Here is a 24,853-nt window from a genome sequence, read left to right as displayed (position 1 = left end):
AGTTTGCGAGGAGTCCAGCCCATGGGCCTGTTGATCGAAGGACGCTGGCATGACCAGTGGTACGAAAGCGCCAAAGACGGCGCGTTCCAGCGCGAAGCGGCCAAGCGTCGCAACTGGGTGACCGCCGACGGCCGCCCGGGCCCCAGCGGCGAAGGCGGCTTCCAGGCCGAGGCCGGCCGCTACCACCTGTACGTGTCACTGGCCTGCCCCTGGGCGCACCGCACACTCATCGTGCGCCAGCTCAAGGGCCTGGAAAGCCTGATCGACGTGTCGGTGGTCAGCTGGCTGATGCGCGAGAACGGCTGGACCTTCGACACAACGCTCGGCTCCACTGGCGACAAGCTCGACGGCCTGCAATTCATGCACCAACGCTACACCGCCGAGACGCCGGACTACACCGGGCGCGTCACCGTGCCGGTGCTGTGGGACAAGAAGCTGGGGCGCATCGTCAGCAATGAATCGGCGGAGATCATCCGCATGTTCAACAGCGCGTTCAACGACCTGACCGGCAACACGTTGGACCTGTACCCCGAGGCGCTGCGCGGCACCATCGACGCGCTGAACGAGGCGATCTACCCGGCGGTGAACAACGGCGTCTACCGCGCAGGCTTTGCCACGTCGCAATCAGCCTATGAGGCGGCGTTCGATGATGTGTTCGCTGAATTGGATCGGTTGGAGCGCTTGCTGGGCGAGCAGCGTTACCTGGCCGGCGAGTACCTGACCGAAGCGGACGTGCGGCTGTTTACCACGATCATTCGCTTTGACGCTGTGTACCACGGGCACTTCAAGTGCAACCTGCGGCGCATTGCCGACTACCCGAACCTGTCGAACTGGCTGCGCGAGCTGTACCAGTGGCCGGGTGTGGCGCAGACGGTGGATTTCCAGCACATCAAGCATCATTACTATGCCAGCCACGCCACCATCAACCCGACGGGGGTGGTGCCGAAGGGCCCGGCGCAGGACTTCACCCTGCCCCACGACCGCGCGCGCCTGCCAGGCAAAGGCATCGCGTAAACCTGTAGCAGCGGCCGCCAGTGGTGGGAGCGGGTTCTACCCGCGAAAAGAACGCCGCGGTTCCAGAGGTTCCGCGGCGTTCTTTTCGCGGGCAGAGCCCGCTCCCACATGGGCCGCCGTTACGGGCAGGGGTTACACGGTTTGCTGGGCGCCTTCGAACCAGGCAAGCTTCTCGCGCAGTTGCACCACTTCACCCACGATGACCAGCGTCGGCGCATGCACTTCATGCTCCGCCACCAGCCGCGGCAGGTCAGCCAGGGTGCCGGTGAAGACCCGCTGGTTGACGGTGGTGCCCTGCTGCACCAGCGCTGCCGGGGTATCGGCGGCGCGGCCGTGCTTGATCAGCTGCTCGCAGATGCTCGGCAGGCCCACCAGGCCCATGTAGAACACCAGGGTCTGGGCTGGCGCCACCAGGTCTGCCCAAGGCAGGTCGCTGGTGCCGTCCTTGAGGTGGCCGGTGATGAAGCGCACCGACTGGGCGTAGTCGCGGTGGGTCAGCGGGATGCCGGCGTAGGCCGCGCAACCACTGGCCGCGGTAATGCCCGGCACCACCTGGAACGGGATGCCATGGGCCGCCAGTTCCTCGATTTCCTCGCCACCACGGCCAAAGATGAACGGATCGCCACCCTTGAGCCGCACCACGCGCTTGCCTTGCTTGGCCAGGGTCACCAGTTGCTGGTTGATCTGGTCCTGCGGCACGGCATGGTCGGCGCGGCGCTTGCCGACGTAGATGCGCTCGGCGTCGCGGCGGCACAGCTCGATGATGGCCGGGGCCACCAGGCGGTCGTACAGCACCACGTCGGCCTGCTGCATCAGGCGCAGGGCCTTGAAGGTCAGCAGGTCGGGGTCACCGGGGCCGGCCCCCACCAGGTAGACTTCACCCGGTGCGTGGGGCGGCTGGCCGTTGATTTTCTCCACCAGCAGCCGCTCGGCTTCGGCGCCCTGCCCGGCCAGTTGGCGGTCGGCAATCGGGCCCTGGAACACCTCTTCCCAGAACGCGCGGCGCTGCTGCACGTCGGGGTAGAGGCCTTTGACCTGGGCACGGAAGCGCGCCGCCAAGCCGGCCAGCTCGCCGTAGGCGGCCGGAATCCAGGCTTCCATCTTGGCGCGGATCAGGCGTGCCAGCACCGGCGCATCGCCGCCGCTGGACACCGCCACCACCAGGGGCGAGCGGTCGACGATGGCCGGGAAGATCACGCTGCACAGGGCCGGCGCATCCACCACGTTGACCGGCACGCAACGACGCTTGGCATCGGCCGACACCTGGGCGTTGAGGGCTTCGTCGTCGGTGGCGGCGATGATCAGTTGGCAACCGTCCAGGTCGCTCTCCTGATAACCGCGGCGCACCGCTTCACCGCCGCTGCTGCGCACCAGTTCATCCAACTGCGCTTCGATGGCCGGGGCCACCACGCGCAGCAGCGCGCCGGCATCGGCCAGCAGGCGCGACTTGCGCAAGGCAATCTCGCCACCGCCCACGACCAGCACGTGGCTGCCCTTGAGCTTGTGAAACAGCGGCAGGAATTCCATTTAGCCGATGACCTCGATGCCGCCCATGTACGGCTTCAGCACTTCCGGCACGCGGATGGAACCGTCGGCCTGCTGGTAGTTTTCCAGCACGGCCACCAGGGTGCGGCCCACGGCCAGGCCCGAACCGTTGAGGGTGTGCACCAGCTCCGGCTTGCCGGTTTCCGGGTTGCGGAAACGCGCTTGCATGCGGCGGGCCTGGAAATCACCGGTGTTGGAGCACGAGGAGATTTCGCGGTACTTGTCCTGGCTGGGGATCCACACTTCCAGGTCGTAGGTCTTCACGGCGCTGAAGCCCATGTCGCCGGTGCACAGGGCCAGCACGCGGTACGGCAGCTCCAGGGCCTGCAGCACGCGCTCGGCGTTGGCGGTCAGGCTTTCCAGGGCTTCCATGGATTTCGACGGCTCGACCACTTGCACCATCTCGACCTTGTCGAACTGGTGTTGGCGGATCATCCCGCGGGTGTCACGGCCCGATGCGCCGGCTTCGCTGCGGAAGCACGGGGTGTGGGCGACCAGTTTCAGTGGCAGCTGCTTGGCGTCGAGGATCTCGCCCGCCACGATATTGGTCAGCGACACTTCGGCGGTCGGGATCAGGTACAGGTCGGCCTCGCCTTCGCGGCTGATCTTGAACAGGTCTTCCTCGAACTTGGGCAGCTGGCCGGTGCCCTTGAGCGCCGGGGCCTGGACCAGGTACGGGGTGTAGGCCTCTTCGTAACCGTGTTCGGTGACGTGCAGGTTGATCATGAACTGCGCCAGGGCGCGGTGCAGGCGGGCAATCGGGCCGCGCAGCAAGGCGAAGCGTGCGCCGGACAGCTTGGCGGCGGTCTCGAAGTCCAGCCAGCCGAACTGCTCGCCCAGGGCCACGTGGTCTTTCACGGCAAAGCCGAAGTCGGCCGGGGTGCCCCAGCGGCGCACTTCGACGTTGCCTTCTTCGTCTTCACCGACCGGCACCGACTCGTGCGGCAGGTTGGGAATGCCCAGCACGATGGCGTCCAGCTCGGACTGCAGCTTGTCCAGCTCGGCCTTGCCTTCGGCCAGCTCACCGGCCATGCGGTCGACGTCAGCCATCAACGGGGCGATGTCTTCGCCGCGCTGCTTGGCCTGGCCAATGGATTTGGAGCGGGCGTTACGCTCGGCCTGCAGTTGCTCGGTGCGGGTCTGTACGGTCTTGCGCTGGGCTTCCAGCGCTTCCAGGCGCGCCACGTCCAGGCTGTAGCCACGGGCTGCGAGGCGATCCGCGGTTTCGTGGAGCTTGGTACGCAAAATCAGGGGATCGAGCATGTCGGTCTCTCGTTATCAAATTAAGTCTTGGTCAGCCCTTGTTGCGGGCAGGACACCGGGCAGCCGACCATATTAACGGCCAGCGTACCGGGATAGAAGGGCTGTTTCCAGTTGCGTGTTGCAGAACCGGGCAAACAAGGCTGGCAGCGCGAGATCTCGACGACACCCTGACAATCAAGACATGCGCGTAGCCTGGGGCAATGTTGAGATCGAGCGCCGCTTGCGCGGCGCGACGCAGCCTGGCGGCAGCTGCTACGCATGCCCCCTGTAGCAACGGCCGCAGGCCGCGTCATGGGTGCCGCAGCCTGTTGCAACGTGCCAGCCCTTCAGGGCTTGCGGCGCTGGCGCGGGCTGAGGCGGTCCAGTTGGGCCAGGTGCTTGAGCTTTTCGCCGATTTTCAGTTCCAGGCCTCTAGGCACCGGCTGGTAGTAGGCGCGCGGCTCCAGCTGTTCGGGGAAGTAGTCTTCGCCGGCAGCGTAGGCGTCGGGCTCGTCGTGGGCGTAGCGGTATTCCTCGCCGTAGCCCAGCTGTTTCATCAGCTTGGTGGGGGCGTTGCGCAGGTGCAGCGGCACTTCCAGCGAGCCGTACTCGGTGGCTTCGCGCATGGCCTGCTTGAAGCCCATGTACACGGCGTTGCTTTTCGGCGCGCAGGCCAGGTAGACGATGGCCTGGGCCACCGCCAGCTCGCCTTCGGGGCTGCCCAGGCGCTCCTGCACGTCCCACGCCGATAGGCACAGGCCCAGGGCGCGCGGGTCGGCGTTGCCGATGTCTTCGCTGGCCATGCGCACCACGCGCCGGGCCAGGTACAGCGGGTCGCAGCCACCGTCGATCATGCGCGCGTACCAGTACAACGCGGCGTCCGGGTTGGAGCCACGTACGGACTTGTGCAGCGCCGAGATCTGGTCGTAGAAGGCTTCGCCGCCCTTGTCGAAGCGCCGGCGGGTGTCACCCAGCAGGCTTTGCAGCAGCTCGGTGGCGATTTCCTCGCCGTCTTCGGCCAGGTCCGATGCGTTTTCCAGCAGGTTGAGCATGCGCCGGCCGTCACCGTCAGCGGCCGCCAGCAGCATGCCGAAGGCCTCGTCGCCCAGGCGCAGCTGGCGCTTGCCCAGGCCGCGCTCCTCGGTCAGCGCGCGGTCCACCAGGCGCCGCAGCGCCGCCTCGTCCAGGCTCTTGAGCACGTACACGCGGGCGCGCGACAGCAGTGCGTTGTTGAGCTCGAACGAAGGGTTTTCGGTGGTGGCACCGATGAATATCAGCGTGCCGTCTTCCACGTAGGGCAGGAAGGCGTCCTGCTGGGACTTGTTGAAGCGGTGCACTTCGTCGACGAACAGGATGGTGCGGCGGCCGTACTGGCCGGCCTGCTGCTTGGCCACCTCGACGGCCTGGCGAATCTCCTTGACCCCGGCCAGCACCGCCGAGACGGTCTCGAAATGGGCGTCGGAAACCTCCGCCAGCAGCCGCGCCAGCGTGGTCTTGCCCACGCCAGGCGGCCCCCAGAAGATCATCGAGTGCAGCGCACCCTGCTCCAGCGCCTCGCGCAGCGGCTTGCCGCGGGCCAGCAGGTGCTCCTGGCCAACGTATTCGTCCAGGTTGCGCGCCCGCAGGCGGGCGGCCAGGGGCTGGGCGATGGGCTCACTGCGGAACAGGTCCATGACGGGCGGGGCTACCTCTTATTCCTGGATGACGTCGGTGCCCTTGGGCGCCACGAAGGTGAATTTGCTCTTGTCCACCGGGTCATTGGCTTTCACGCCGGTGAACAGGATGTTGGTGCGCTGGCCGACGCTGTCGATCAGTTGCATGTCATTGATCAGGCCCTTGCGGAACGACAGGCGCAGCGAGTCGAACAAGGTGTCCTTGGTCTTGGGCTTGAGCATGAAGTCGATCACGTCGCCCGCTTCCTTGGCGCTGATGTCGAAGCTCTGGCTGATCTTCGAGATGTCACCGGACAGCAGCAGCGCCGGGGTCTGGGTCAGGCGCTGGTCGAGCTTCTTGACGGTCAGCTGTTGCAGGTCCGGGTCGTACAGGCTGACCTTCTGGCCATCGGAAACCATGGTCTGCTCGTTCGGCGCGGCGGTGTGCCAGTAGAACAGGCCCGGGCGCTGCAGGGTCATTTCACCGGAGGTTTCCTGCAGCTGGGTGCCGCTGCCGTCCAGGGTCAGTTGCGAGAAGTGCGCCGCCAGGGTCTGGGACTTTTCCAGCAACTGGGTCAGGCTTTTCACGGCGGCGTCGTCGGCGTGGGCCGGCAGCGTGGAGAAGGCCAGGGCAGAAACCAACAACATGCGAATCAGGCGCATGGGAATCCTCGTACAAAGAATGGGACCGGCCACCGACGATTCGGCGGCCGGCAGTTCAATCAGTCGCGCATCGGCCCGGGCGCGATGACTTCGCGCGAGCCGTTGGTGTTCATCGGCGTGACCACGCCGGCCATTTCCATCGCCTCGATCATGCGCGCGGCGCGGTTGTAGCCGATCTTGAGCTTGCGCTGCACCGCGGAGATGGACGCCCGGCGGCTTTCCAGCACGAAGTTGACGGCCTCGTCGTACAGCGCGTCGGACTCGCTGTCCTCGTCGCCACCACCGCCACCGCCGCCGCCTTCGAAGCCGCTGCCGGCCTCTTCGACGCCGGCGAGGATGTCCTCGTTGTAGTCCGGCACGCCACGCAGCTTCCAGGCTTCCACCACGCGATGCACTTCCTCGTCGGAGACGAAGGCGCCGTGCACGCGAATCGGCAGGCTGGTGCCCGGCGGCATGTACAGCATGTCACCGTGGCCCAGTAGCTGCTCTGCGCCGCCCTGGTCGATGATGGTGCGCGAGTCGATCTTGCTCGACACCTGGAACGCCATGCGGGTGGGGATGTTGGCCTTGATCAGGCCGGTGATCACGTCCACCGACGGGCGCTGGGTGGCCAGGATCAAGTGGATACCGGCGGCACGGGCCTTCTGGGCGATACGCGCGATCAGCTCTTCGACCTTCTTGCCGACGATCATCATCATGTCGGCGAATTCGTCGACGATGACCACGATGGTCGGCAGCGTCTTGAGCAGCGGCGCCTCGTCGTCCATGCTCTCGCGGCGGTACAGCGGGTCGGTGAGCGGCGTGCCCTCCTCCTCGGCGTCCTTGACCTTGCGGTTGAAGCCGGCCAGGTTGCGCACGCCCATGGCCGCCATCAGCTTGTAGCGGCGCTCCATCTCGGCCACGCTCCAGCGCAGGGCGTTGGCGGCGTCCTTCATGTCGGTGACCACCGGGCACAGCAGGTGGGGGATGCCTTCGTAGATCGACAGCTCGAGCATCTTCGGGTCGATCATGATCAGCTTGGCGTCTTCGGGGCTGGACTTGAACAGGATCGACAGGATCATGGCGTTCACGCCCACCGACTTACCGGAACCGGTGGTACCGGCCACCAGCAGGTGCGGCATTTTCGCAAGGTCAGTGATGACCGGCTTGCCGCCGATGTCGTGGCCCAGAGCCATGGTGACCGGCGACTTGGCTTCGTCGTATTGCGGCGACGACAGCACTTCGGAGAACCGCACGATCTGGCGGTCCTCGTTGGGGATCTCGATACCCACGGTGGTCTTGCCCGGAATCACTTCCACCACGCGCACGCTGGTCACGGCCAGCGAACGCGCCAGGTCCTTGGCCAGGTTGGCGATGCGGCTGACCTTGACGCCCGCGGCCGGCTGGATTTCGTAACGGGTAATGACCGGGCCGGGGTGGATGGAGTCCACCGACACTTCGACGCCGAATTCCTTGAGCTTGATTTCCAGCAGGTGGCCCACGCCCGCCAGGGATTCAGGCGAATAGTTGACCTTCTTCTTTTCGGCCGGGTCGAGGATGGAAATGGGCGGCAACGTGCCTTCCACGGCGCTGTCGACGAACAGCGGCACCTGTTTTTCCTTCTGCACGCGCTTGCTCGGCTCTGGCGGCTTGGCCATGGCCGGGGCCGGCATGATCACCGGTGGCGCCTGCTTCTCGCGCTCGGCCGTGTGCTTGGTCAGCGACTGGTCGCGCTCGATGATGCGCTCGCGGGCCTTGGCCTGCTCGCGGCGGTCCGGGGTAATGGGCGCGACCACGTCGTGCACGCGCACGTCCACCTCGCGCAGTTGCGCCACCAGTTGGCGACGTTCGTTGCGCGCCGCCCACCAGCGGCCGGCGGCGCCTTGCACCAGTTCCAGCAGGTCGAGGACGATCTTGCCGGTCAGGTCCATGACCTTGAACCACGACAGGTCGGTGAACACGGTCAGGCCGAACAGGAACAGGGCGATGAACAGCAGTGTGCTGCCCTGGGCGTTCAGCGCGTTGTAGGCCAGGTCGCCGAGGCTTTCGCCCAGGGCGCCGCCCGCCGAGGCCGGCAGGCTGGTGGACTTGAAGTGGATGTGCGCCAGCGCGGCACCCGAGAGCACCAGGAACACCAGACCGATCAGTCGCCACGAGAACAGCCAGCCGCTCCACTGCCAGGGCTGGTGGCGTTCGCGGAAGATCTGCCAGGTCTTGACCGCCAGCAGCAGCGGGAAGATGTAGGCGAAATAACCCAGCACCATGAACAGGATGTCGGCGGCGAAGGCCCCCACGCGGCCGGCCGCGTTCTGCACCTCATGGGCGGTGCTGGTGTGGCTCCAGCCCGGGTCGCCCTGGTCGTAGGTGAGCAGCGCCATCCACAGGTACAGGCACAGGGCACCCATGGCAATCAGGGCACCTTCCTTGAGCCGGTAGTGCATTTGCTGACGCCACAGGGGCACTACGGGATTGGGTGTCGCGGTGGATTTCTTCAAAACAAGTCTTTTCCTGCGCCCATGGGCGCCAACAACGGATGATGGACCAAACAATAAAAAATCAGGGTAATGAACGGAGCATTGTACGGGTTCGCCACAGCATAGCCCAGAGCGTCTGGCACGATTCAATTGGAGCACGCATTGCCTTTTGTGACAAAGGCTTATGCAGGCTTTTCAATTACATTCCCGAAGGTTTACGACCGCGACATGACCGTAGAGTTGCAGGACGGGGTTTTTATCCTGAATACTGATCACAGCCGCACCCTTGTAGCCGCTGCCGCAGGCTGCGCTGGCCTTTTGCCTCGCTGAATTTCTTCAGTGTACCCAAGAGCCAGCGCAGCCTGGCGGCAGCGGCTACAAGCGCCCTCCCCTCCCCCTGCCAGAAAAATTCCATGCTGACCTGGTTGAAAAAGAACGAGCTCACCTTCCCGCCGCTGGACAAGGCCCTGCGCGACCCCAACGGCCTGCTGGCCGCGGGCGGCGACCTGAGCGCCGAGCGGCTGGTGCAGGCCTATCGCCATGGCTGCTTCCCCTGGTACCAGGACGGCCAACCTATCCTGTGGTGGTCGCCAGACCCGCGCACCGTGCTGTTCCCCGCCGAGCTGCACGTGTCGCGCAGCCTGGCCAAGGTGATTCGCCAGCAGCGCTACCGGGTCACTTTCGACACCGACTTCGCCGCGGTAATCCGCGCCTGCGCAGGCCCGCGGGCCTATGCCGACGGCACCTGGATCACCGGCAGCATGCAGGCGGCCTACATCCACCTGCACGAGCAAGGCCTGGCCCACTCGGTGGAGGTGTGGCAAGGCGAGCAACTGGTCGGAGGCCTGTACGGCCTGGCCATGGGCAAGCTGTTTTTCGGCGAATCCATGTTCAGCCACGCTGACAACGCCTCCAAGGTCGGCTTCGCCGCCTTGGTGGGCCACCTGCAGGCTGCAGGTTTCGCCCTGATCGACTGCCAGATGCCTACCGAGCACCTGCTCAGCCTGGGCGCGCGCTCCATCAGCCGCGAAGACTTCGCCTGGCACCTGCGCACCTACCTCGACCAGGCCAACACCGCCACCTGGGTTTGTTAGGCGAGTTGGGCGCGGCTGGCTTACACTTATTCAAAGGTTTCGATCCGAGGGTTGATCATGACTGAGTTGGCGCGGTTGAAGTTCTATGCCACTCAACCCCATTCGTGCAGCTACCTGCCCGAGGAGCAGGCCACCACCCTGTTCCTCGACCCCAGCCAGCCGATGGACGTGCACGTGTACGCCGACCTCTCGGAAATGGGTTTTCGGCGCAGCGGCGATCACCTGTACCGCCCCCACTGCCAGCGCTGCAACGCCTGCGTGCCGGCGCGCATCCCGGCGGCCAGCTTCAGCCCCAACCGCCAGCAGAAACGCATTCTCAAGCGCAACGCCGACATCCAGGTGACCTCCACCAAGCCTGCGTTCAGCGAGGAATACTTCGACCTGTACCAGCGCTACATCGAACAGCGCCATGCCGACGGCGACATGTACCCGCCCAGCCGCGATCAGTTTTCCACCTTCCTGGTGCGCGACCTGCCGTTCTCGCGCTTCTACGAATTCCGCCGCGATGGCCAGTTGCTGGCCGTGGCGGTTACCGACCTGCTCCCCAACGGCCTGTCGGCGGTGTACACCTTCTACGAACCCGCCGAGGAGCGCCGCAGCCTGGGCCGTTTCGCGATTTTGTGGCAGATCGGCGAGGCGCTGCGCCTGGAACTGGGTGCGGTGTACCTGGGCTACTGGATCAAGAACTGCAAAAAGATGAATTACAAGACCCAATACCGGCCCATAGAACTGCTGATTAACCAGCGCTGGGTGACACTCAACTGAAGGGCCTTGGCGTAACGCCCCTTTTTCAGGCACAATGCACGCCGCTTTTGCCTGGCGCAGTTGCACCGGGCCATTAACTGGACACCGAGGGCTTTACTGCATGTCGAAAGAAGACAGCTTCGAAATGGAAGGCACTGTCGTCGACACCCTGCCGAACACCATGTTTCGCGTGGAGTTGGAAAATGGGCACGTCGTTACCGCGCATATCTCCGGCAAGATGCGCAAGAACTACATTCGTATTCTGACCGGTGACAAGGTGCGCGTTGAATTGACGCCCTACGATTTGAGCAAAGGGCGCATCACTTACCGCGCTCGCTAAGCGACACAAACGAAAACGCCCGGCGCATGCCGGGCGTTTTTGTGTGGGCGCTACAAAACCACCCCCTGTAGCAGCGGCCGTCAGGCCGCGTCACAGCCACCGCGGTTTCGCGGTGTAGGGGACGCAGCCTGCGGCAGCTGCTACGGGCGGTGGGCCGTCAGGCCATTTCCGCCGTGGTTTCGAAGTCGAAGGTCATCTCGCCGTCCTTCACATCGATGTGCACCACGCCGCCGTGCTCGGCCAGCTCGCCGAACAGGATCTCCTCGGCCAGCGGCCGCTTGATCTTGTCCTGGATAAGCCGCGCCATTGGCCGGGCACCCATGGTGGCGTCATAGCCACCGGCTGCCAGCCAGCTGCGCGCCGCGTCCGACACCTCCAGCAGCACACGCTTGTCTTCGAGCTGGGCCTGCAGTTCGGTAAGGAACTTGTCGACCACGCTCTTGATGGTTTCGTGGCTGAGCCGGCCGAACTGGATGATGGTATCCAGGCGGTTGCGGAACTCTGGCGTGAAGCTCTTCTTGATGACTTCCATGGCATCGGACGAGTGGTCCTGGTGCGTGAAGCCAATCGAAGCGCGCGCCGCGGTCTCGGCACCGGCGTTGGTGGTCATGATCAGGATCACGTTGCGGAAGTCCGCCTTGCGCCCGTTGTTGTCGGTCAGGGTGCCGTGGTCCATCACCTGCAGCAGCAGGTTGAACACTTCTGGATGGGCCTTCTCGATTTCATCGAGCAGCAGCACGCAGTGCGGTTGCTTGGTGATGGCCTCGGTCAGCAAGCCGCCCTGGTCGAAACCGACGTAGCCCGGCGGCGCGCCGATCAGACGGGAGACGGTGTGCCGCTCCATGTACTCGGACATGTCGAAACGCACCAGCTCCACGCCCAGGGCCTTGGCCAACTGCCGCGCAGCCTCGGTCTTGCCCACGCCGGTGGGGCCAGCGAACAGGAACGAACCCACTGGCTTGTCTGGCGATTTCAGGCCCGCACGGGACAGCTTGATGGCGGTGGCCAGCGAGTCGATGGCCGCGTCCTGGCCGAACACGGTCAGCTTCAGGTCGCGCTCCAGGTTACGCAGCAGCTCCTTGTCGGAACTGGTGACGTGTTTTGGCGGAATGCGCGCGATCTTGGCGACAATGTCCTCAACCTGTGGCACTTCGATGCGCTTGACGCGGTTTTCCACCGGTTGCAGGCGCTGGTAGGCACCCGCCTCGTCGATCACGTCGATGGCCTTGTCCGGCATGTGCCGGTCATTGATGTAGCGCGAGGCCAGCTCGGCAGCGGCGCGCAGGGCTTCGTCGCTGTACTCGATGCTGTGGTGCTGTTCGAAACGCCCTTTCAAACCGCGCAGGATGCCGATGGTGTCTTCCACCGAAGGCTCGCTGACGTCGACTTTCTGGAAACGCCGCGCCAGGGCCCGGTCTTTCTCGAAGATGCCGCGGAATTCCTGGAACGTGGTGCTGCCGATGCAACGGATATCACCCGAGGACAGCAGTGGCTTGAGCAGGTTGGAGGCGTCCATCACCCCGCCCGACGCCGCGCCCGCACCGATGATGGTGTGGATCTCGTCGATGAACAGGATGGCTTGCGGACGTTTTTTCAGCTCGCCCAGCAGCGCCTTGAAGCGTTTTTCGAAGTCGCCGCGGTATTTGGTACCGGCCAGCAAGGCGCCCAGGTCCAGCGAGTAGACCACGCTATTGGCCAGCAGGTCCGGCACCTGGTTGTCGACGATGCGCTTGGCCAGGCCTTCGGCGATGGCGGTCTTGCCCACGCCAGCCTCACCCACCAGCAGCGGGTTGTTCTTGCGGCGGCGGGCGAGGATCTGCGCGACGCGCTCCACCTCGTGCTCACGCCCTACCAGCGGGTCGATGCGACCCTGGCGAGCCAGTTCGTTGAGATTGCTGGCATAGGCATCCAGCGGGTTGCCTGAAGAAGAAGACTCACCGCCCTCGTCGTCCTGCATATCCTGCTCACCCTCGGAATGATCGCCGTGCCCTGGCACCTTGGAGATACCGTGGGCGATGTAATTGACCACATCGATGCGGGCCACGCTCTGCTGTTTCAGCAGGAACACGGCCTGGCTTTCCTGTTCGCTGAAGATGGCGACCAGCACGTTGGCGCCGGTGACTTCACGCTTGCCCGAGCTCTGCACGTGGAAGACAGCACGTTGCAGCACACGCTGGAAGCCCAGGGTTGGCTGGGTCTCGCGGTCCTCGTCGTGGACGGGGATCAGCGGCGTGGTGGAGTCGATGAACTCCTGCAAGTCGTGCTTGAGTTTGTCGAGGTTTGCGCCACAAGCACGCAAAACGGTGGCGGCGGCCTCATTATCCAATAATGCCAGCAGGAGGTGCTCCACGGTCATGAACTCATGACGTTTGGAACGCGCCTCCTTGAAGGCGAGATTGAGGGTGACTTCGAGCTCGCGGTTTAACATAGCTTCACCTCATACCCAAGTGGTCGGCGATTAACCGTCCTTCTCGATTTCACAGAGTAGCGGATGCTGGCTTTCCCTGGCGTACTGATTGACCTGCATGGCCTTTGTCTCGGCGATGTCGCGGGTAAACAATCCACATACGGCTCGCCCTTCCGTGTGGACGGCGAGCATGACCTTGGTCGCCAGCTCGCGGTTAAGGTTGAAAAACACCTCGAGCACTTCGACGACGAAATCCATCGGTGTGTAGTCATCGTTAAACAAAACCACCTTATACATGGGTGGCGCCTTCAAGGCCGGCTTGGCCTCCTGTATGGCCACGCCTGCGGAATCGTCCTCATGCGATTCCGGGCGATCCTGATTGAATGTTAGTCGAATCTGGCTGAATGCATGCATGGAAAGAAGGTTCATGGTTGAGCGAATAGGGTTGTGTGTTGACCTTGTGACCGACTGTAAGCTCGGCCGCCGCATGACCTTGACTATCGGCAAAACGGTGTTACAAACAATAGAACCCACATTGGGGAATAAAGGTCCGCGCAGTCAACCAAATTTTTTGATCGGTCCGAATGCCGGATGAAGTGGATGATACTCCAGAGATGGAGTCCTTTGCAGAGGGATATGAGCATGGCAAACGGTAAGGTCAAGTGGTTCAACAACGCCAAGGGCTATGGCTTCATCGTTGAAGAGGGCAAAAGCGAAGACCTGTTCGCCCACTACTCGGCCATCAAGATGGATGGCTACAAGACCCTCAAGGCCGGCCAGCCTGTCAAATTCGAAATCATCCAGGGCCCCAAGGGCCTGCACGCCGTCGACATTTCCGCTGCCACCGACAGCCCCGCCCAGCACACTGCCCCACAGGCTGTGCAGCAGACCATTACTGCCTGACTGACACCTTTGGGAGCTGGCTTGCCAGCGAGCTTTGGGGCGACCTGAAAAGCTCGCTGGCAAGCCAGCTCCCACAGGTTCTTGACTAGTCAGGGACAGAAAAACCGGCCAGGACGGCCGGTTTTTTTTGTTGCCTGCCATTACATGTGCTTGATCAACGCCTCGCCGAAGCCCGAACTGGACACCAGCGTGGCACCGTCCATCAGCCGCTCGAAGTCGTAGGTCACGGTCTTGGCACCAATGGCGCCGTTGGTGCCCTTGATGATCAGGTCCGCCGCCTCGGTCCAGCCCAGGTGGCGCAGCATCATTTCCGCCGAGAGGATCACCGAACCCGGGTTGACCTGGTCCTTGCCCGCGTACTTGGGCGCGGTGCCGTGGGTGGCCTCGAACATGGCCACGGTGTCGGACAGGTTGGCGCCCGGCGCAATGCCGATGCCGCCCACCTCGGCCGCCAGGGCGTCGGACAGGTAGTCACCGTTGAGGTTGAGGGTGGCGATCACGTCGTACTCGGCCGGCCGCAGCAGGATTTGCTGCAGCATGGCGTCGGCGATGGCGTCCTTGACGATCACGTTGCGCCCGGTCTTGGGGTTCTTGAACTGCATCCACGGGCCGCCGTCCAGCAAGGTGGCGCCGAACTCGTCGCGGGCGATCTCGTAGCCCCAGTCCTTGAAGGCCCCCTCGGTGAACTTCATGATGTTGCCCTTGTGCACCAGGGTCAGCGACTTGCGGTCGTTATCCACTACATATTGCAGGGCCTTGCGCACCAGGCGCTGGGTGCCTTCCTTGGACACCGGCTTGATCCCGATGCCGCAATCCTGGTCGAAGCGGATCTTGGTGACGCCCATCTCCTCCTTCAGGAACTTGATGACCTTCTGCGCCTCCGGCGAGCCGGCCTTCCACTCGATGCCGGCGTAGATGTCCTCGGAGTTCTCGCGGAAGATCACCATGTCCACGTCGCCTGGCTTTTTCACCGGGCTGGGCACGCCTTCGAACCACACCACGGGGCGCAGGCACACATAAAGGTCGAGCTGCTGGCGCAGGGCCACGTTCAACGAGCGAATGCCCCCACCCACCGGCGTGGTCAGCGGGCCCTTGATGGACACCACGTAGTCCTTCACGGCGTCCAGGGTCTCCTGGGGCAGCCAGGTGTCCTGGTCGTAGACCTGGGTGGCTTTCTCACCCGCGTACACTTCCATCCACGAAATCTTGCGCTTGCCGCCGTAGGCCTTGGCCACCGCGGCGTCCACCACCTTGATCATGACCGGCGTGACGTCCACGCCAATGCCATCGCCTTCGATATACGGAATGATCGGTTGGTCAGGCACGTTGAGGGAATGATCTGCATTGACGGTAATCTTCTGGCCGACGCTCGGTACCTGAATCTTCTGGTATCCCATGCTGGACTCCGTTTTTGTGGGTTGAACATCCTGGCTATCCCTGAGCGTAACCCACCTGCCCTAGACCGCAACCACCCGATTGGCAGGTGAATCTGCCGAAGAGCATCATTTATCCCGCATCACCAGTGGTATACTGTCGCAGTGACCATCGAGTCACCGGGGGCCGAGGCGTCTGCAACCAGACACCAAGCCTTTGAAAACGCTTGAAAAGACCCGGTTGTACCGCAACTCGGTCGCTTGACGCTCTACTGATGCACCCCACATCATCGCGACGAATCCTCGACTTTCGGCTCATTGATCACATTGGACGAAAGCGCCTACCCTGCGCATCTCGAGATTCTGTGCACGCTTAGCAAAGAAGAGAGTTAATCCGAATATGCCCACCCGCTCAAAGATCATCTACACCTTCACCGACGAAGCTCCGGCCCTCGCCACCTATTCCCTGCTCCCTATCGTAGAGGCCTTCACCGCCTCGGCTGATATTGCCGTGGAAACCCGGGACATCTCCCTGGCTGGCCGCATCCTGTCGAGCTTCCCTGAGCAACTGAAAGCCGACCAGGTCATCGCTGACGACCTCGCCGAGCTGGGCACCCTGGCCACCACGCCGGAAGCCAACATCATCAAGCTGCCGAACATCAGCGCCTCGGTTCCCCAGCTCAAGGCCGCCATCGCCGAGCTGCAGGCCCAGGGCTTCAACATCCCGGACTACCCGGAGACCCCGGCCAACGACGCCGAGAAAGAAGCCAAGTCGCGCTACGACAAGATCAAGGGCAGCGCCGTGAACCCGGTGCTGCGCGAAGGCAACTCCGACCGCCGCGCACCGCTGTCGGTGAAGAACTACGCGCGCAAGCACCCGCACAAGATGGGCGCCTGGGCTGCCGACTCCAAGTCCCACGTGGCTCACATGAGCAACGGCGACTTCTACGGCAGCGAGAAAGCCGCGCTGATCGAAGCCGCTGACGCCGTGCGCATCGAACTGCTGGCCGCCGACGGTTCCGTGACCGTCCTGAAGGAAAAGACTTCGGTAAAAGCCGGCGAGATCATCGACTGCGCCGTGATGAGCAAAAAGGCCCTGCGCGCCTTCATCGCCGCCGAAATCGAAGACGCCAAGGCCAAGGGCGTGCTGCTGTCCCTGCACCTGAAAGCCACCATGATGAAGGTTTCCGACCCGATCATGTTCGGCCAGGTGGTTGCCGAGTTCTATAAAGAAGCCCTGGCCAAGCACGCCACCGTGCTGGAGCAGGTTGGCTTCAACCTGAACAACGGTATCGGCGACCTGTACGCCCGCATCCAGTCGCTGCCTGCCGAGCAGAAAGCGCAGATCGAAGCCGACGTGCAAGCCGTGTACGCCACCCGCCCAGCGCTGGCCATGGTCAACTCCGACAAGGGCATCACCAACCTGCACGTGCCAAGCGACGTGATCGTCGACGCCTCGATGCCGGCCATGATCCGTGACTCGGGCAAGATGTGGAACGCCGAAGGCAACCTGCAGGACACCAAGGCGGTGATCCCGGACCGTTGCTACGCCACCATCTACCAGGCCACCATCGAAGACTGCAAGAAGCACGGCGCCTTCGATCCGACCACCATGGGCAGCGTGCCAAACGTTGGCCTGATGGCGCAGAAAGCCGAAGAGTACGGTTCGCACGACAAGACCTTCCACATCAAGGCCGACGGCACCGTGCGCGTGGTCGATGGCAAGGGCCGCACCCTGCTGGAACAGAAAGTCGAGGCTGGCGACATCTTCCGCATGTGCCAGACCAAGGACGCGCCGATCCAGGATTGGGTCAAGCTGGCCGTCAACCGCGCCCGCGCTTCCAACACCCCGGCCATCTTCTGGCTGGACCCGGCACGCGCCCACGACGGCGTGATGATCGAGAAAGTCCAGGTCTACCTCAAAGACCACGACACCTCGGGCCTGGACATCCGCATCATGTCCCCGGTCGACGCCATGAAGTTCTCCCTGGAGCGCATCCGCAAGGGCCAGGACACCATCTCGGTGACCGGCAACGTGCTGCGCGACTACCTGACCGACCTGTTCCCGATCATGGAACTGGGCACCAGCGCCAAGATGCTGTCCATCGTGCCGCTGATGAACGGCGGTGGCCTGTTCGAAACCGGCGCCGGCGGTTCGGCTCCGAAACACGTGCAGCAACTGGTGGAAGAGAACTTCCTGCGCTGGGACTCGCTGGGTGAATTCCTGGCCCTGGCCGCTTCCCTGGAACACCTGGGCGTGACCACCGACAACGCCAAGGCCAAGGTCCTGGCGGCCACCCTGGACCAGGCCACCGGCCAGTTCCTGGACAACAACAAGTCGCCATCGCGCAAAGTCGGCAACATCGACAACCGCGGCAGCCACTTCTACCTGGCGCTGTACTGGGCACAAGCCCTGGCCGCCCAGACCGAAGACACCACCCTGCAGGCGCGCTTCGCCCCGCTGGCCGCTGCACTGACCGAACAGGAAGCGACCATCGTCGCTGAACTGAACGCAGTGCAAGGCAAGCCGGTCGACATCGCCGGCTACTACCACGCCAACGCCGAGCTGGCTGCCAAGGTCATGCGCCCAAGCGCTACCTTGAACGCCGCGATCGCGTCGCTGAAGTAAGCTAGCCCGCAACACACGAAGCCCCGGTCATGTGCCGGGGCTTTGTGCTTTCTACAGGAGAACATCGATGCGCCCATGGATCCCCCACGTCACCGTCGCCACTGTCATCGAGGACAACGGCCGCTTCCTGCTGGTCGAAGAACTCAAGGGCGGCCGCGCCGTGCTCAACCAGCCCGCCGGGCACCTGGAACCCGATGAAAGCCTGATCGAGGCGGCCATCCGCGAAACCCTGGAAGAAACCGGCTACGACGTCGAGCTGACCGGCGTCATTGGCATCTACCTGTACACCGCGCCCAGCAACGGCGTGACGTACCAGCGGGTGTGCTTTGCCGGCAAGCCGCTGCACCACGACCCGGAGCGCACGCTGGACCACGGCATCATCGGGCCGCAGTGGCTGACCCGCGATGAGATCATCGAGCAGAAGCCGCGCTGGCGCAGCGAGTTGTTGTTGCAGTGTATTGATGATTACCTGGCGGGCGACCTGCACAGCCTGTCCCTGATCCGTAATTGACCTGTAGCCGCTGCCGAAGGCTGCGCTGGCCCTATGCCCCACTGGAGATCTACTGCGCACTCAAAGGCCAGCGCAGCCTGCGGCAGCGGCTACAGAAGCGAGCGAAGCGCGGCGCTTGGTGGTAGAATCCCCTGCTTTTCCCAGACACACTCTCAATTCCTATGCGTGATTCAGCTGCTGCCCCTGAAACCCAGCGCGTCATCGTCGGCATGTCCGGCGGCGTTGATTCTTCCGTGTCCGCCCTCCTGCTGCTCGAACAGGGGTACCAGGTGGAAGGCCTGTTCATGAAGAACTGGGAAGAAGACGACGGCACCGAATACTGCACCGCCCGCGAAGACCTGGCCGACGCCCAGGCCGTGTGCGACCGTATCGGCATCAAGCTGCATACGGCCAACTTCGCCGCCGAATACTGGGACAACGTCTTCGAACATTTCCTGGAAGAGTACAAGGCCGGCCGCACGCCGAACCCCGACATCCTCTGCAACCGCGAAATCAAGTTCAAGGCCTTCCTGGACTACGCCCTGTCGCTGGGCGCCGACCTGATCGCCACCGGCCACTACGTGCGCCGCCGTGACATCGACGGCCGCACCGAGCTGCTCAAGGGCCTGGACCCGAACAAGGACCAGAGCTACTTCCTGCACGCCGTGGGCGGCGAACAGATCGCCCGCACCCTGTTCCCGGTGGGCGAGCTGGAAAAGCCGGAAGTGCGCGCCATCGCCGAGAAACACGGCCTGGCCACCGCCAAGAAGAAGGATTCCACCGGCATCTGCTTCATTGGCGAGCGCCGCTTCAGCGACTTCCTCAAGCAGTACCTGCCGGCGCAGCCCGGCGAGATCCAGAACACCGAAGGTGAAGTGATCGGCCGGCACCACGGCCTGATGTACCACACCATCGGTCAACGCCAGGGCCTGGGCATTGGCGGCCTGAAGGACGCCAGCGACGAGCCGTGGTACGTGCTGGAGAAGGACCTGGAACGCAACGTGCTGGTGGTCGGCCAGGGCAATGATCACCCGTGGCTGTTCTCCCGCGCCCTGCTGGCCTCGGAAATCTGGTGGGTGAACCCCATCGACCTGAGCAGCCCGCGCCGCCTGACCGCCAAGGTGCGCTACCGCCAAGGCGACCAGCCCTGCACGCTGGAAAAGACCGCCAGCGGCTACCGCGCGGTGTTCGACGACCCGCAGCGCGCGGTTACCCCCGGCCAGTCGGTGGTGTTCTACGACGGCGAGATCTGCCTGGGTGGCGGCGTCATTGAAGTGGCCCAGCCGTGGACCAGCAAAGGCGCCGCTGCATGAACCCCATTCAGGAGCAATTGATTGCCCTGGGTGCGGTTTTCCAGGCCGCCGTGCTGGTAGACCGCATCGCCAAGACCGGCCAGAGCGCCGAGGCGGCCATGGGCTGCATGCTTGGCAGCCTGCTGATTCGCGACCCCAAGGACACCCTGGAGGTGTTCGGCGGCGACGACCTGAACCTGCGCGACGGCTACCGCGCCCTGGTCAGCGCGCTTGAGCGCGACCCGGCCAGCCTGCAGCGCGAACCGCTGCGCTACGCCCTGTCGATGCTCAACCTGGAGCGCCAGCTGGGCAAGCGTGACGACCTGCTGGAGGTGATCGGCCGGCGCCTGCCGCAGATCCAGTCCCAGGTAGAACATTTTGGCATTACCCACGAGAACGTTATCGCCGCCAGCGGTGCGCTGTATCAGGACACCCTGAGCACCCTGCGCCAGCGGATCCAGGTGCAGGGCGACATGCGCAACCTGCAGCAGCCCAGCAACGCCGCGAAAATCCGCGCGTTGCTGCTGGCCGGCATCCGTTCGGCGCGTTTGTGGCGGCAATTGGGCGGCCACCGCTGGCAACTGGTATTCAGCCGGCGCAAGCTACTCAAAGAACTGTATCCGATGATGCGCGGTTAACGCTCGTCACCTCACGGGCGCGGTCGGCGCTGGGCTGCCGACCTGCAATGAATTTTCATGTATGATACGCGCCCCATTTCGTTGCCCGACTGTCCGAGAACACCCCATGCAGCTTTCTTCGCTCACTGCGGTTTCCCCTGTTGACGGCCGCTACGCCGGCAAAACCCAGGCCCTGCGCCCTATTTTCAGCGAATACGGCCTGATCCGTTTCCGCGCCCTGGTCGAGGTGCGCTGGCTCCAGCGCCTGGCCGCCCACCCGCAAATCAGCGAAGTGCCGGCGTTCTCCGCCGAAGCCAACGCTATCCTCGACGCCCTGGCCGATGACTTCGCCCTCGAGCACGCCGAGCGCGTGAAAGAGATCGAACGCACCACCAACCACGACGTCAAGGCCATCGAGTACCTGTTGAAAGAACAGGCTGCCAAGCTGCCGGAACTGGCCAAGGTCAGCGAGTTCATCCACTTCGCCTGCACCAGCGAGGACATCAACAACCTGTCCCACGCCCTGATGCTGCGCGAAGGCCGTGACACCGTGCTGCTGCCGCTGATGCGCCAGATCGCCGACAACATCCGCGAACTGGCCCACCGCTTCGCCGACGTGCCGATGCTGTCGCGCACCCATGGCCAGCCGGCTTCGCCGACCACCCTGGGCAAGGAACTGGCCAACGTCGTCTACCGTCTGGAGCGCCAGATCGCCCAGGTAGCCGCCGTGCCGCTGCTGGGCAAGATCAACGGCGCCGTGGGCAACTACAACGCCCACCTGTCGGCCTACGCCGACATCGACTGGGAAGCCAACGCGCGCGCCTTCATCGAAGACGAGCTGGGCCTGGGCTTCAACCCCTACACCACCCAGATCGAGCCGCACGACTACATCGCCGAGCTGTTCGACGCCATCGCGCGCTTCAACACCATCCTGATCGACTTCGACCGCGATATCTGGGGCTACATCTCCCTGGGCTACTTCAAGCAGCGCACCATCGCCGGCGAAATCGGCTCGTCGACCATGCCGCACAAGGTCAACCCGATCGACTTCGAAAACTCCGAAGGCAACCTGGGTATCGCCAACGCCCTGTTCCAGCACCTGGCCAGCAAACTGCCGGTTTCGCGCTGGCAGCGTGACCTGACCGACTCCACCGTGCTGCGCAACCTGGGCGTGGGCTTTGCCCACAGCGTCATCGCCTACGAGGCGACCCTGAAGGGCATCAGCAAGCTGGAACTGAACGAAGTGCGCATCGCCCAAGACCTGGACGCCTGCTGGGAAGTCCTGGCCGAGCCGATCCAGACCGTGATGCGCCGCTACAACATCGAAAACCCGTATGAAAAACTGAAAGAGTTGACCCGCGGCAAGGGCATCACCCCTGACGCGCTGCAAACTTTCATCGACGGCCTGGACATGCCAGCCGAAGCCCGCGCTGAACTGAAGAAGCTGACCCCGGCTTCCTACATCGGTAACGCCGCGGCCCAGGCCAAGCGCATCTGACGCTCCGCCCCGTCGCTACGACGCCCGGCTCAGCCGGGCGTTTTTATTCGTGACTTAAAAGCGCTCTCATTCAATAGGTTACACATGAATCCTGATACTCCTCTGCAACTGCTGGGCGGCCTGACTGCACGTGAATTCCTGCGTGATTACTGGCAGAAAAAGCCCCTGCTGATCCGTCAGGCGTTCACCGATTTCGACAACCCGATCAGCCCCGACGAGCTGGCGGGCCTGGCCCTGGAAGAAGAAGTCGAGTCGCGCATCGTCATCGAGAACGGCGAACGCCCGTGGGAAATGCGCCGCGGCCCGTTCGAAGACGACGCCTTCAGCAAGCTGCCCGAGCGTGACTGGACCCTGCTAGTGCAGGCCGTCGACCAATTCGTGCCGGAAGTGGCCGAACTGCTGCAGCCGTTCCGTTTCCTGCCCAGCTGGCGCATCGACGACGTGATGATCAGCTACGCAGCCCCTGGTGGCAGCGTGGGCGCGCACTTCGACAACTACGACGTGTTCCTGCTGCAGGGCCATGGCAAGCGCAACTGGAAAATCGGCCAGATGTGCGACGCCGACAGCCCGCTGATCGACCACGCCGACCTGCGCATCCTGGCCGACTTCCAGCAGACCGACGAGTGGGTGCTGGAGCCGGGCGACATGCTCTACCTGCCGCCGCGCCTGGCCCACTACGGCGTCGCCGTGGACGACTGCATGACCTACTCGGTGGGTTTCCGCGCGCCGAGCGCCGCTGAAGTGCTGACCCACTTCACCGACTTCCTCACCCAGTTCATGCCGGACGAAGAGCGCTACACCGACGCCGACGCCCAGCCTGTCAGCGACCCGACGCAGATCCAGCACGACGCCCTGGACCGCTTGAAGAAGCTGCTCAACGAGCACATGAACGACGAGCGCCTGCTGCTGACCTGGTTCGGCCAGTTCATGACCGAGCCGCGCTACCCCGAGCTGGTGGCCGGTGAAGAGCTGGAAGAGGACGACCTGCTGGGCGGCCTGGAAGACGGCGCCATCCTGATCCGCAACCCGAGCGCGCGCCTGGCCTGGTCGGAAGTGGGCGACGACCTGCTGCTGTTTGCCAGCGGCCAGAGCCGCCTGCTGCCGGGCGAGATGCGCGAGCTGCTGAAGCTGATCTGCGCGGCCGACGCCCTGCATATCGAAAACCTGGGCCCATGGATGATTGACGAGCAAGGTCGTACACTGATCTGCGAGCTGGTCAAACAAGGAAGTCTGGGGTTTGCCGATGAATAAGATTCGCGTACGCGTGGCTGATTGGCACAAGGACATCGCCGACATTCGACGTATCCGCGAGGCCGTGTTCATCGCCGAGCAATCGGTACCACCGGAGCTGGAGTTCGACGCCGATGACGTCGACGCCGTGCACTTCCTGGCGTGCGAGGGCGACTACCCTATCGGCACCGCCCGCCTGCTGCCCGATGGCCAGATTGGCCGGGTGTCGGTGCTCAAGGACTGGCGTGGCCTTAAAGTGGGCGACGCCCTGCTACAAGCCGCCATCACCCAGGCCGAGCACCAGGACCTCAAGCAGCAAAGCCTGAGCGCCCAGGTGCACGCCACGGCGTTCTATGAGCGCCACGGCTTCAAGGTGGTGAGCGAAGAGTTCCTCGAGGCGGGCATTCCGCACGTGGATATGGTGCGCTACAGCTGAAATACCTCCCGTAGCAGCTGCCGAAGGCTGCGTCCGGCCGCAACGCCGGTGACGCGGCCTGGCGGCCGCTGCTACGGGAGCTGCGTCGCGTCACGGATTTGCGCTCATCCGTTCTGCCATAATGTCCACTCCAATGATGGAGACTCCGGACATGCCGTTACGCCCCCTGCTTGCCACCTGCGCACTGCTCGCCTCGTTCACCGCCAGCGCCGCCACCGAGATCGTGCAGTTGAACAACCGCACCAGCGACGACCTGCTGCCCGTGGCGCAGAACTTCATCGGCCGCGACGGCAAGGTCAGCGCCTACGGCAACCAATTGATCGTCAACGCCGACCCGGACAAGATCCAGCAACTGCGCGCGCTTATCACCCAACTGGACGTGGCCGCCCGGCGCCTGCTGATCAGCGTCGACACCAGCGACAGCAACGAAGGCGACCGCGGCGGCTACACGGTCAATAACAACAACACCCGCATCATCAACTACGGCACCACCAACCGCACCGGCGGCACCCAGCAGGTGCAGGCCACCGAGGGCACGCCGGCGCTGATCCAGGTGGGCCAGAGCGTGCCCTTCACCACCGCCCAGAGCGACAGCTACGGCGGCCTGCAGACCCAAACCCAGTACCGCAACGTTACCCAGGGCTTCTACGTGACCGCCAGCGTCACCGGTGAGACCGTACACCTGAGCATCAGCACCAATAATGACCGGATGAGCCAGGAACGTCAGGATGTAGTGAACGTGCAAAGCACCGACACGCAGGTCAGCGGACGCCTGGGCGAGTGGATCACCCTGGCCGGTACCAACGAGCAAAGCACCGCCAATAACAGTGGCTACACGCGAAATTGGTCCACCCAGGGGCGTAGCGACATGACTTTGCGGGTAAAAGTGGACCCACTGGACTGAAAACATGACTTGCGGGTCGCGAAAACGCCCCGCCAGTCGTCGACCCGCCCCTCGAAAACTGACTGCCAAGTCGCCTACTACCAAAGATGTAGTGATAGAAAAAAACCACTACAAAACATTTGACGACACTATTTGTGCTTGGCATGATGGCCTCGCTCCCGCTAATCAGGGGCCCTGGAAAGGGCCTTCGGATCGGTCTCTAACCTACCCACCTGAGCCGATTCGTGTCTGGAACGCCCACAAGGCAGCCTGACGAGATTGCGACTGGAACGAAGAAGTTGTCCCGAGGGACGGAAGCACAATCGGCATCACGGCAAGACCTGAACG

21 protein-coding genes are annotated in these 24,853 nt (G+C 63.7%); 13 read left to right on the top strand and 8 right to left on the bottom strand.

The window, feature by feature from the left end; genetic code table 11:
- The first annotated feature begins 21 nt into the window (after window positions 1-21).
- The gene (locus tag ACWKWX_RS27340) at window positions 22-1,014 is read left to right on the top strand and encodes a glutathione S-transferase family protein (protein ID WP_416425214.1); all 993 of its coding nucleotides are present in this window, start codon (window positions 22-24) and stop codon (window positions 1,012-1,014) included.
- A gap of 132 nt (window positions 1,015-1,146) precedes the next feature.
- Here the strand turns inward: ACWKWX_RS27340 and cysG are convergent, their stop codons facing one another.
- The 5 genes from cysG to ACWKWX_RS27315 form a co-directional block, all read right to left on the bottom strand.
- The gene (cysG, locus tag ACWKWX_RS27335; RefSeq protein ID WP_416425215.1) at window positions 1,147-2,541 is read right to left on the bottom strand and encodes a siroheme synthase CysG; all 1,395 of its coding nucleotides are present in this window, start codon (window positions 2,539-2,541) and stop codon (window positions 1,147-1,149) included.
- Window positions 2,542-3,822 carry a serine--tRNA ligase gene (gene serS / locus ACWKWX_RS27330; protein WP_416425216.1) on the bottom strand — a complete coding sequence of 427 codons (1,281 nt, stop codon included), beginning with the start codon at window positions 3,820-3,822 and terminating at the stop codon, window positions 2,542-2,544.
- 326 nt (window positions 3,823-4,148) lie between these two features.
- The gene (locus ACWKWX_RS27325) at window positions 4,149-5,474 is read right to left on the bottom strand and encodes a replication-associated recombination protein A (protein WP_473003084.1); all 1,326 of its coding nucleotides are present in this window, start codon (window positions 5,472-5,474) and stop codon (window positions 4,149-4,151) included.
- Between the two features lie 18 nt (window positions 5,475-5,492).
- Window positions 5,493-6,116 carry an outer membrane lipoprotein periplasmic chaperone LolA gene (gene lolA / locus ACWKWX_RS27320; protein ID WP_416425218.1) on the bottom strand — a complete coding sequence of 208 codons (624 nt, stop codon included), beginning with the start codon at window positions 6,114-6,116 and terminating at the stop codon, window positions 5,493-5,495.
- 59 nt (window positions 6,117-6,175) lie between these two features.
- Window positions 6,176-8,590 (bottom strand): DNA translocase FtsK, encoded by a 2,415-nt coding sequence (locus tag ACWKWX_RS27315; protein ID WP_416425219.1) that lies wholly within the window; start codon window positions 8,588-8,590, stop codon window positions 6,176-6,178.
- Between the two features lie 392 nt (window positions 8,591-8,982).
- Here ACWKWX_RS27315 and aat point away from each other — a divergent pair, with 392 nt between their 5' ends.
- The 3 genes from aat (at window position 8,983) to infA (ending at window position 10,747) form a co-directional block, all read left to right on the top strand.
- The gene (gene aat / locus ACWKWX_RS27310) at window positions 8,983-9,663 is read left to right on the top strand and encodes a leucyl/phenylalanyl-tRNA--protein transferase (RefSeq protein ID WP_473003087.1); all 681 of its coding nucleotides are present in this window, start codon (window positions 8,983-8,985) and stop codon (window positions 9,661-9,663) included.
- 57 nt (window positions 9,664-9,720) lie between these two features.
- The gene (locus ACWKWX_RS27305) at window positions 9,721-10,428 is read left to right on the top strand and encodes an arginyltransferase (protein WP_475504269.1); all 708 of its coding nucleotides are present in this window, start codon (window positions 9,721-9,723) and stop codon (window positions 10,426-10,428) included.
- A gap of 100 nt (window positions 10,429-10,528) precedes the next feature.
- Complete coding sequence (gene infA, locus ACWKWX_RS27300; RefSeq protein ID WP_002553999.1) at window positions 10,529-10,747, top strand: translation initiation factor IF-1; 219 nt, start codon at window positions 10,529-10,531, stop codon at window positions 10,745-10,747.
- Window positions 10,748-10,904: 157 nt separating this feature from the next.
- Here the strand turns inward: infA and clpA are convergent, their stop codons facing one another.
- Together clpA and clpS are read right to left on the bottom strand one after the other, a co-directional pair.
- Window positions 10,905-13,175, bottom strand: a complete 2,271-nt coding sequence (gene clpA, locus ACWKWX_RS27295; protein ID WP_416425222.1) for an ATP-dependent Clp protease ATP-binding subunit ClpA — start codon at window positions 13,173-13,175, stop codon at window positions 10,905-10,907.
- Window positions 13,176-13,205: 30 nt separating this feature from the next.
- Window positions 13,206-13,568 carry an ATP-dependent Clp protease adapter ClpS gene (gene clpS, locus ACWKWX_RS27290; RefSeq protein ID WP_416425223.1) on the bottom strand — a complete coding sequence of 121 codons (363 nt, stop codon included), beginning with the start codon at window positions 13,566-13,568 and terminating at the stop codon, window positions 13,206-13,208.
- A 228-nt stretch (window positions 13,569-13,796) separates the two neighbouring features.
- Here clpS and cspD point away from each other — a divergent pair, with 228 nt between their 5' ends.
- Window positions 13,797-14,057 (top strand): cold shock domain-containing protein CspD, encoded by a 261-nt coding sequence (gene cspD / locus ACWKWX_RS27285; RefSeq protein ID WP_416425224.1) that lies wholly within the window; start codon window positions 13,797-13,799, stop codon window positions 14,055-14,057.
- 140 nt (window positions 14,058-14,197) lie between these two features.
- Here cspD and icd read toward each other — a convergent pair whose 3' ends face one another.
- On the bottom strand, window positions 14,198-15,454 hold the full coding sequence (icd, locus tag ACWKWX_RS27280) for an NADP-dependent isocitrate dehydrogenase (protein ID WP_416425225.1): 1,257 nt from the start codon (window positions 15,452-15,454) through the stop codon (window positions 14,198-14,200).
- 376 nt (window positions 15,455-15,830) lie between these two features.
- Between icd and ACWKWX_RS27275 the strand changes: the two genes are divergently transcribed.
- The 8 genes from ACWKWX_RS27275 to ACWKWX_RS27240 all read left to right on the top strand — a co-directional run bounded on the left by ACWKWX_RS27275 (window position 15,831) and on the right by ACWKWX_RS27240 (window position 24,526).
- Complete coding sequence (locus ACWKWX_RS27275; RefSeq protein WP_416425226.1) at window positions 15,831-18,059, top strand: NADP-dependent isocitrate dehydrogenase; 2,229 nt, start codon at window positions 15,831-15,833, stop codon at window positions 18,057-18,059.
- A gap of 67 nt (window positions 18,060-18,126) precedes the next feature.
- On the top strand, window positions 18,127-18,570 hold the full coding sequence (locus tag ACWKWX_RS27270) for an NUDIX hydrolase (protein ID WP_473003093.1): 444 nt from the start codon (window positions 18,127-18,129) through the stop codon (window positions 18,568-18,570).
- Between the two features lie 161 nt (window positions 18,571-18,731).
- Window positions 18,732-19,862: a tRNA 2-thiouridine(34) synthase MnmA gene (gene mnmA / locus ACWKWX_RS27265; protein ID WP_416425228.1), complete on the top strand. Its 1,131-nt coding sequence runs from the start codon at window positions 18,732-18,734 to the stop codon at window positions 19,860-19,862.
- Window positions 19,859-20,479 carry a high frequency lysogenization protein HflD gene (hflD, locus tag ACWKWX_RS27260; protein ID WP_416425229.1) on the top strand — a complete coding sequence of 207 codons (621 nt, stop codon included), beginning with the start codon at window positions 19,859-19,861 and terminating at the stop codon, window positions 20,477-20,479. The genes mnmA and hflD overlap by 4 nt, the downstream gene beginning before the upstream one ends.
- Before the next feature lie 106 nt (window positions 20,480-20,585).
- Complete coding sequence (purB, locus tag ACWKWX_RS27255; RefSeq protein ID WP_416425230.1) at window positions 20,586-21,956, top strand: adenylosuccinate lyase; 1,371 nt, start codon at window positions 20,586-20,588, stop codon at window positions 21,954-21,956.
- Window positions 21,957-22,040: 84 nt separating this feature from the next.
- On the top strand, window positions 22,041-23,207 hold the full coding sequence (locus tag ACWKWX_RS27250) for a ribosomal protein uL16 3-hydroxylase (RefSeq protein WP_416425231.1): 1,167 nt from the start codon (window positions 22,041-22,043) through the stop codon (window positions 23,205-23,207).
- On the top strand, window positions 23,200-23,622 hold the full coding sequence (locus tag ACWKWX_RS27245) for a GNAT family N-acetyltransferase (protein WP_416425232.1): 423 nt from the start codon (window positions 23,200-23,202) through the stop codon (window positions 23,620-23,622). Before ACWKWX_RS27250 ends, ACWKWX_RS27245 begins: the two co-directional genes overlap by 8 nt.
- A gap of 151 nt (window positions 23,623-23,773) precedes the next feature.
- Complete coding sequence (locus ACWKWX_RS27240; RefSeq protein ID WP_416425233.1) at window positions 23,774-24,526, top strand: secretin N-terminal domain-containing protein; 753 nt, start codon at window positions 23,774-23,776, stop codon at window positions 24,524-24,526.
- The last annotated feature ends 327 nt before the right edge of the window (window positions 24,527-24,853 follow it).

The organism is Pseudomonas imperatae, assembly GCF_057128625.1.
This window is presented reverse-complemented; position numbering and strand designations above follow the sequence as displayed.